Consider the following 6,353-nt stretch of genomic DNA (forward strand, 5'->3'; position numbering starts at 1 on the left):
CATCCGACATCAACGTGTCAGAAAGTCCGCCATCGCGAGCAAGCTCGCTCCCACAGTGGATTGTGTAGTGCAAGACCCAACGGTGTTCAGCCGTTGGGTCCGGGGTCAGCGCATTATTGCGCTTTTTGCGGTTGTTGCGCTTTCCAGGCCTTGAACTCTGCCCATTCGGCGCGACGCTCAGCCTGTTTTTTCTGGATCTCGTCGAATTTCTTCTGTTGATCCGGTTTCAATACGGCGCGCACATCGGCTTCGGCTTTCTGATGCTTGGCGGCCATTTCGTCTTTCATGGCTTTCTGGTCGGCCGGGGAGAGTTTCTCCAGGTATTTGTCGACCAGTTGCTTACGCTCGTGCATCTGCTCGCCCATGATCTTGCGGATCTGCTCGCGCTGTTCGCGGCTCAGGTCCAGCTGGCTGTAGGGGCCTTTACCGTGCATGCCGTGCATCTGACCGCCATGGCGCGAACCGTCCATTGGGCCACCCATCGGTCCGGTGCCTTCAGGCATGGCCATGGCAACGGTCGGCAGGGCAGCGGCGAACATCAGAGCGATAAGAGTCTTGCGCATGGTGAATCTCCTTGTCTCATTCCCGGTACGTTCCGGATGTGTGCAGATTACGGAGATCAAGGTCAGCGGCGGTCAGCGGAGCGTAAAGCTTTGGTAAACATGATTTTCGGCTGACCTGACAAAACTTACAGGCTGTGTAGGAGCTGCCGAAGGCTGCGATCTTTTGATCTTCTAAACGAAAGTCAAAAGATCGCAGCCTGCGGCAGCTCCTACAGAAAGATTCAGAGGCTGTAGTAATAGCCGCGACTACGCAGGGCCACGATGCGCGGGCGGCCATCAGGATGCGGGCCGATCTTCTTGCGCAGGTTGCTGACGTGCATGTCGAGGCTGCGGTCGTAGAGGGTCAACTTGCGGCCGAGGGCGATTTGCGCCAGTTCCTGTTTGTCCAGCGGCTCACCGGGTTGCTTGAGCAGGGCTTCGAGCAAACGGCTTTCGGAAACGGTGAGGGAAAACTCTTGCTCGTCGATGCTGACCACACCGCGCACCGGGCTGAAACACAGGTCGCCCAGCTCCAACTGGCTGGACACCGCCGCCGGATGACTGCGCCGCAATACGGCGCGCAGGCGGGCTGTCAATTCCCGTGGATCGCACGGCTTGGCCAGGTAATCGTCGGCGCCCAGTTCCAGGCCGAGGATGCGGTCCAGGGGTTCGCCCCGGGCCGAGAGCATCAGCACCGGTAAATCCGGATGATCGCTGCGCAACTGCTTGAGCAGTTCCAGGCCACTGCCGTCCGGCAGCATCACGTCCAGCACCACGGCCGCCGGGGAAGTTTCGGCCAGCGCGCGACGAGCGCTCTGGCCATCGTGACAGGCACGTACCTGAAAGCCTTCCTGGCTCAGCCAACTGCTCAGGAGCTCACACAGCTCCTGGTCATCATCAATTAGTAACAGCTCGCTCATGACTCACTCAATTTAGCCATTGTCGACGTTTTCGACTTGCACCACTGGCGAAGATACCGCAGAGCAGGGCTGTTAGCGCAACTCCGGCGCCAATGACGAACCACTGTTGCTGATCGGTCAGCAAGCGCGGGATCGAACTGCCGGCCTGGGTTTCCTTGAGTTGCAGCTTCAAACGCTGGTTCTCCTGGCGCAACCGGGTCAGTTGGGCGCTCTCGCGTTCGCCATCGGCAGTCTGCAATTGTTTGTTCAGCTCTTCTCGTTGCCGCTCGCTTTCCTTCAAGCGTTGCTGCAATTCGTTGATCTGGCTGCCGGCACTCAAGGACAAAGGCGTCGAACTGCCACCCTCGGCGCTTTCTTCACCGTGGGCGGGGGCCACGATCGACAGCGTGACCAACATCAGACACAAAGGACCTTTGCGCATCGCGACTCCTGATTCCAATACGGGTATTTGGCAGGTTATCGGCAGGCAAACGAGAATAATGAGCGATTGAGATCGCGATGAACCGTTAAAGGTTCATCGCGCGGGAGGATATTACGGAAGGACTTGCTTGAACGGCTTGACCGAGACGTTGGCGTAGACGCCGGCGGCGATGTACGGATCGGCGTCGGCCCAGGCCTGGGCGGCGCTCAGGGAGTCGAATTCGGCGACGATCAGGCTGCCGGTGAAACCCGCTGCGCCCGGATCATTGCTGTCGACTGCCGGGTGCGGGCCGGCCAATACGATGCGACCTTCGCCTTTGAGCACTTGCAGGCGCTCAAGGTGTGCCGGGCGTGCGGCCAGGCGGGCTTCCAGGGAGTTGGCGACGTCTGTGGCAATGATTGCGTAAAGCATGTCAGTCCTCGGTTTTTGGCGATGTGGTATCGGCATCGTGCAGGTGGCGGGACAGGTAGATGCCCTGGCCGACCAGGAAAATCAGTGTCATGCCCAGGCTGCCGAAGACCTTGAAGTCGACCCAGTAGCTCTGGAAGGTGAACGCGACGAACAGGTTGGCGGCACCGCAAAACAGGAAAAACACGATCCAGGCGATGTTCAGGCGCGTCCAGACCGGGTCCGGCAGGGTCAGTGCGTGGCCCATGATGCGCTTGATCAGCAGGCGGTCACCGATGAAGTGGCTGCCGATGAAACCCAGGGCGAACAGCCAGTTGACCACCGGGGCTTTCCATTTCAGGAACGTCTCGCTGTGGAAGGCCAGGGTCAGGCTACCGAAGACCAGGCAGGCGACGAGGGTCAGCCACTGGCTCTTCTCCAGCTTGCGCTGTTTGATGAACAGCGTGCCGTAGACCACCAGCGAACTGATGATCAGCATCGCGGTGGCGCTGTAAATACCGCCTACAGTTACCTCGTGGCCGGCAATGTCGACGACCCGTGGATCGATTTTGAAGACGATGAAAAACAGCAGGAGCGGGATGAAATCGATGAATTGTTTCACAGTGGCAGCCAGAAGCAGGATGTGGCGGCATAATAACAAACATATGGGCGCGCGATAGCGCCAGCTGATTTGAGGTTACAAAGCCCCGTGAATGTTGATTTGCACTGCCATAGCACGGCCTCCGATGGCGCTCTGGCGCCTGCGGTTCTGGTTGCGCGTGCGTTCGAGAAAGGCGTGCGAGTCCTGGCCTTGACCGATCACGACACGCTCGAAGGCATCGCTGAAGCCCGGGAAGCGGCGACTGCGCTGGGGATGCAACTGGTCAACGGCGTCGAATTGTCCTGTACCTGGGGCGGCGCGACCATTCATGTATTGGGCTACGGTTTCGATGTCAATGCCGCACCGTTGGTCGAAGCGATTGCCAAATTGCACGATGGCCGTTGGCTGCGGTCCGAAGAAATAAGTCGCAAATTGGCGTTGAAGGGCATGCCCGGCGCGCTGGAAGGCGCGCGCGAGATCCAGCAGGAACTGGGCGACAGCGGCAACGCACCTGCCCGACCGCATTTCGCTGACTGGATGGTGCGTGAAGGTTTCGTCAAGGATCGCGCCGAAGCGTTTCGCAAATGGCTGGGCGCCGGTAAGCTCGGGGACGTCAAGCAGCACTGGCCGACCCTGGAAGATACCGTCGAAACCCTGCGCGCAGCCAAGGCCTGGGTCAGTCTGGCCCATCCTTGGCATTACGAATTTACTCGCAGCAAGCGTCGCCGCCTGATTGCCGACTATATTCAAGCGGGGGGCCACGCGATCGAAGTGGTCAATGGTTATCAGCCTGCCGATCAAGTGGGCAGCCTGGCCATTCTGGCCCGCGAGTTCGGTCTGCTGGTCAGCGCCGGCAGTGATTTCCATGGCCCAGGCGGGTGGTCGGAAATCGGTGAGTACCGCCCGCTCCCGGAGGATCTGCCACCCCTGTGGTGTCGGTTCAAACATGACACAGTTATTGCCGCCGTCTGAACAGGTAGAGAATGTGAGTCAATTTTTCCAGATTCATCCGGAAAACCCGCAACCGCGCCTGATCAAACAGGCTGTCGAAATCATCCGTAGCGGCGGGGTGGTGATTTATCCCACGGACTCCTCCTACGCAATCGGTTGCCAGATCGGTGACAAGGTCGCCGTGGAACGTGTGCGCCGTTTGCGCGGGCTGGACGACAAGCACAATTTCGCGCTGATCTGTAGCGACCTGTCGCAACTGGGCCTGTTCGCCAAGATCGACACCGGCACCTTCCGCATTCTCAAGGCTCATCTGCCGGGGCCGTATACCTTTATTCTGAACGCCACCCGCGAAGTCCCGCGGCTGTTGTTGCATCCGAAAAAACGCACCATCGGTCTGCGGGTGCCCAGCCATCCAATCGCGCTGGCACTGCTGGATCAGCTCGGCGAGCCGTTGATGAGCGTGAGCCTGATCATGCCCGGTGAAACCGACCCGATGTTTGATCCCTATGAAATGCGCCAGTTGCTGGAGCATCAGGTCGACCTGATCATCGACGGCGGCTTCGGCGGGATCAAGGCGTCCACCGTGATCAGCCTCGCCGATGGCGAACCGGAAGTGATCCGTGTCGGTTGCGGCGACCCTGCGCCGTTCATGGCCGAGGCCTAGATGTCCGCAGTAGAACCCGTCGACAGTCAGGCCGGAGCCCAGCAAGAGCTGCCCTTCGCCATGGTCTATGGTCAGGCGGTCATGGAAATGCCGATTGACCTGTATATCCCGCCGGATGCACTGGAAGTCTTTCTTGAAGCCTTCGAAGGCCCGCTCGACCTGCTGCTGTACCTGATCCGCAAACAGAACATCAACATCCTCGACATCCCGGTGGCGGAAATCACCCGCCAGTACATGGGCTATGTCGAGTTGATGCAATCGGTGCGCCTGGAACTCGCCGCCGAGTACCTGGTGATGGCCGCGATGCTCGCCGAGATCAAGTCGCGGATGCTGCTGCCTCGGGCCGAAACCGTCGAGGACGAGGAGGAAGACCCGCGTGCCGAACTGATTCGCCGCTTGCAGGAGTACGAGCGCTTCAAGGCTGCTGCGGAAGGTATCGATGGCCTGACCCGTGTCGGTCGCGACGTGGTGGTGCCCAAGCTCGATGCCCCGGAGGCCCGCGCGCGCAAGTTGTTGCCGGACGTGCGTCTGTCGGAGTTGCTGCTGTCCATGGCCGAGGTGCTGCGCCGTGGCGACATGTTCGAAAGTCACCAGGTCAGCCGCGAGGCGCTGTCCACCCGCGAACGCATGAGCGATGTGCTCGAACGCCTCAAGGGCGGCGGTTTCGTGCCGTTTGTCGAGCTGTTCACCGCGGAAGAGGGGAAGCTGGGGGTCGTCGTGACCTTTATGGCGATCCTCGAACTGGTGAAGGAATCTTTGGTCGAGCTGGTGCAGAATGAGCCGTTCGCCGCGATCCATGTGCGAGCCCGAGCCGAATAACGAGTCGAATCATGAACCTGAGTGAACCCCGCGAGCTGGCGCCACTGCTTGAAGCCTTTCTGTTGGCCTCGGGAAAACCGCAATCCCTGGAGCGCCTGTTCGAACTCTTCGAAGAAGGCGAGCGCCCGGAGCCGGCGGTTTTCAAGAAAGCCCTGACCATTCTGGGCAAGTCCTGCGATGGCCGCGCGTACGAGTTGAAGGAAGTCGCTTCCGGCTTTCGCCTGCAAATTCGCGAGAAGTTTTCGCCGTGGGTCGGGCGTTTGTGGGAAGAGCGGCCGCAGCGTTACTCGCGCGCCATGCTCGAAACCATCGCCTTGATCGCCTACCGACAGCCGATCACCCGGGGCGAGATCGAAGATGTGCGGGGCGTGGCGGTCAACAGCCAGATCGTCAAGACGCTGATGGAACGCGAGTGGATCCGTATCGTTGGCTACCGCGACGTGCCGGGTAAACCGGCGATGTTCGCCACCACCAAGGCGTTTCTCGATCACTTCAACCTGAAGAACCTCGACGACCTGCCGCCGCTGGCGGAGTTGCGTGAGCTGGAACCCGACCCGGTCCTCGATTTCGACGACGCGCCGGTGCCGGCATCGCTGCAAGAGTTGGCCGATGCCAGCGCCGAGCCGGAAGAGCCGAAGGAAGAGACCAGTTTCCATACGCTGTTGCTGGAACTGGACAGCATGGAAGAGGGGATCAAGACCGATTTCGATGATCTGTTGCGAGACGGCGTGGCGCCTGAGTTTGATTCGGAACAGCCGGACATCGAGCCGGAACCTGAAATTGCCCAAATCGAGCCTGAGCCGGAAATTGAACCGGAGCAGGAAGACGACATTCTCGGCGTGGCCGAGGCTCGTGAAAAACTCCTGGCCGCCGTTGCCGCTCTGGAACAGCCGACACCCGAGCCCGAGTTAAGCGACGAAGAAGCCGAAGCCCTGGCGCTCGCCGAAGCCATCGAAGCTGAACGCCGCGAATTCGAAGACTGAAGCGTCAAAAGATCGCAGCCTGCGGCAGCTCCTATGTATGGACTCGCACCCACTGTCTACCCGCT

The 6,353-nt window shown here is 60.1% G+C and carries 9 protein-coding genes; 4 read left to right on the plus strand and 5 right to left on the minus strand.

Translation table 11 applies throughout. The annotated features are described in order from the left end of the window. Positions 1-113: 113 nt before the first annotated feature. The 5 genes from ACW9JC_RS27870 to ACW9JC_RS27890 all read right to left on the minus strand — a co-directional run bounded on the left by ACW9JC_RS27870 (position 114) and on the right by ACW9JC_RS27890 (position 2,892). Entirely contained in the window at positions 114-563 is a 450-nt protein-coding gene (locus tag ACW9JC_RS27870; protein WP_338582415.1) for a Spy/CpxP family protein refolding chaperone, read from the minus strand. A gap of 221 nt (positions 564-784) precedes the next feature. After that, positions 785-1,462, minus strand: coding sequence for a response regulator transcription factor (locus ACW9JC_RS27875; RefSeq protein WP_338582414.1), 678 nt, complete (start codon positions 1,460-1,462; stop codon positions 785-787). Positions 1,463-1,469: 7 nt separating this feature from the next. After that, positions 1,470-1,883, minus strand: coding sequence for a translation initiation factor 2 (locus ACW9JC_RS27880; RefSeq protein ID WP_457459060.1), 414 nt, complete (start codon positions 1,881-1,883; stop codon positions 1,470-1,472). 111 nt (positions 1,884-1,994) lie between these two features. Then, positions 1,995-2,294: a YciI family protein gene (locus ACW9JC_RS27885; RefSeq protein WP_008156126.1), complete on the minus strand. Its 300-nt coding sequence runs from the start codon at positions 2,292-2,294 to the stop codon at positions 1,995-1,997. A 1-nt stretch (position 2,295) separates the two neighbouring features. Then, positions 2,296-2,892 carry a septation protein A gene (locus ACW9JC_RS27890; RefSeq protein WP_338582412.1) on the minus strand — a complete coding sequence of 199 codons (597 nt, stop codon included), beginning with the start codon at positions 2,890-2,892 and terminating at the stop codon, positions 2,296-2,298. Positions 2,893-2,979: 87 nt separating this feature from the next. Here ACW9JC_RS27890 and ACW9JC_RS27895 point away from each other — a divergent pair, with 87 nt between their 5' ends. From ACW9JC_RS27895 to scpB, 4 genes are all read left to right on the plus strand, one after another. After that, a complete protein-coding gene (locus ACW9JC_RS27895; RefSeq protein ID WP_457459062.1) occupies positions 2,980-3,843 on the plus strand; it encodes a PHP domain-containing protein in 864 nt (287 codons plus the stop codon). A 13-nt stretch (positions 3,844-3,856) separates the two neighbouring features. Continuing rightward, positions 3,857-4,486: an L-threonylcarbamoyladenylate synthase gene (locus tag ACW9JC_RS27900; protein WP_338582410.1), complete on the plus strand. Its 630-nt coding sequence runs from the start codon at positions 3,857-3,859 to the stop codon at positions 4,484-4,486. A 120-nt stretch (positions 4,487-4,606) separates the two neighbouring features. Continuing rightward, positions 4,607-5,305 (plus strand): segregation and condensation protein A, encoded by a 699-nt coding sequence (locus tag ACW9JC_RS27905; protein ID WP_416129812.1) that lies wholly within the window; start codon positions 4,607-4,609, stop codon positions 5,303-5,305. 11 nt (positions 5,306-5,316) lie between these two features. After that, positions 5,317-6,288: an SMC-Scp complex subunit ScpB gene (gene scpB / locus ACW9JC_RS27910; RefSeq protein ID WP_457459065.1), complete on the plus strand. Its 972-nt coding sequence runs from the start codon at positions 5,317-5,319 to the stop codon at positions 6,286-6,288. The last annotated feature ends 65 nt before the right edge of the window (positions 6,289-6,353 follow it).

The sequence above is a fragment of the Pseudomonas sp. SDO5591_S426 genome (assembly GCF_054070755.1).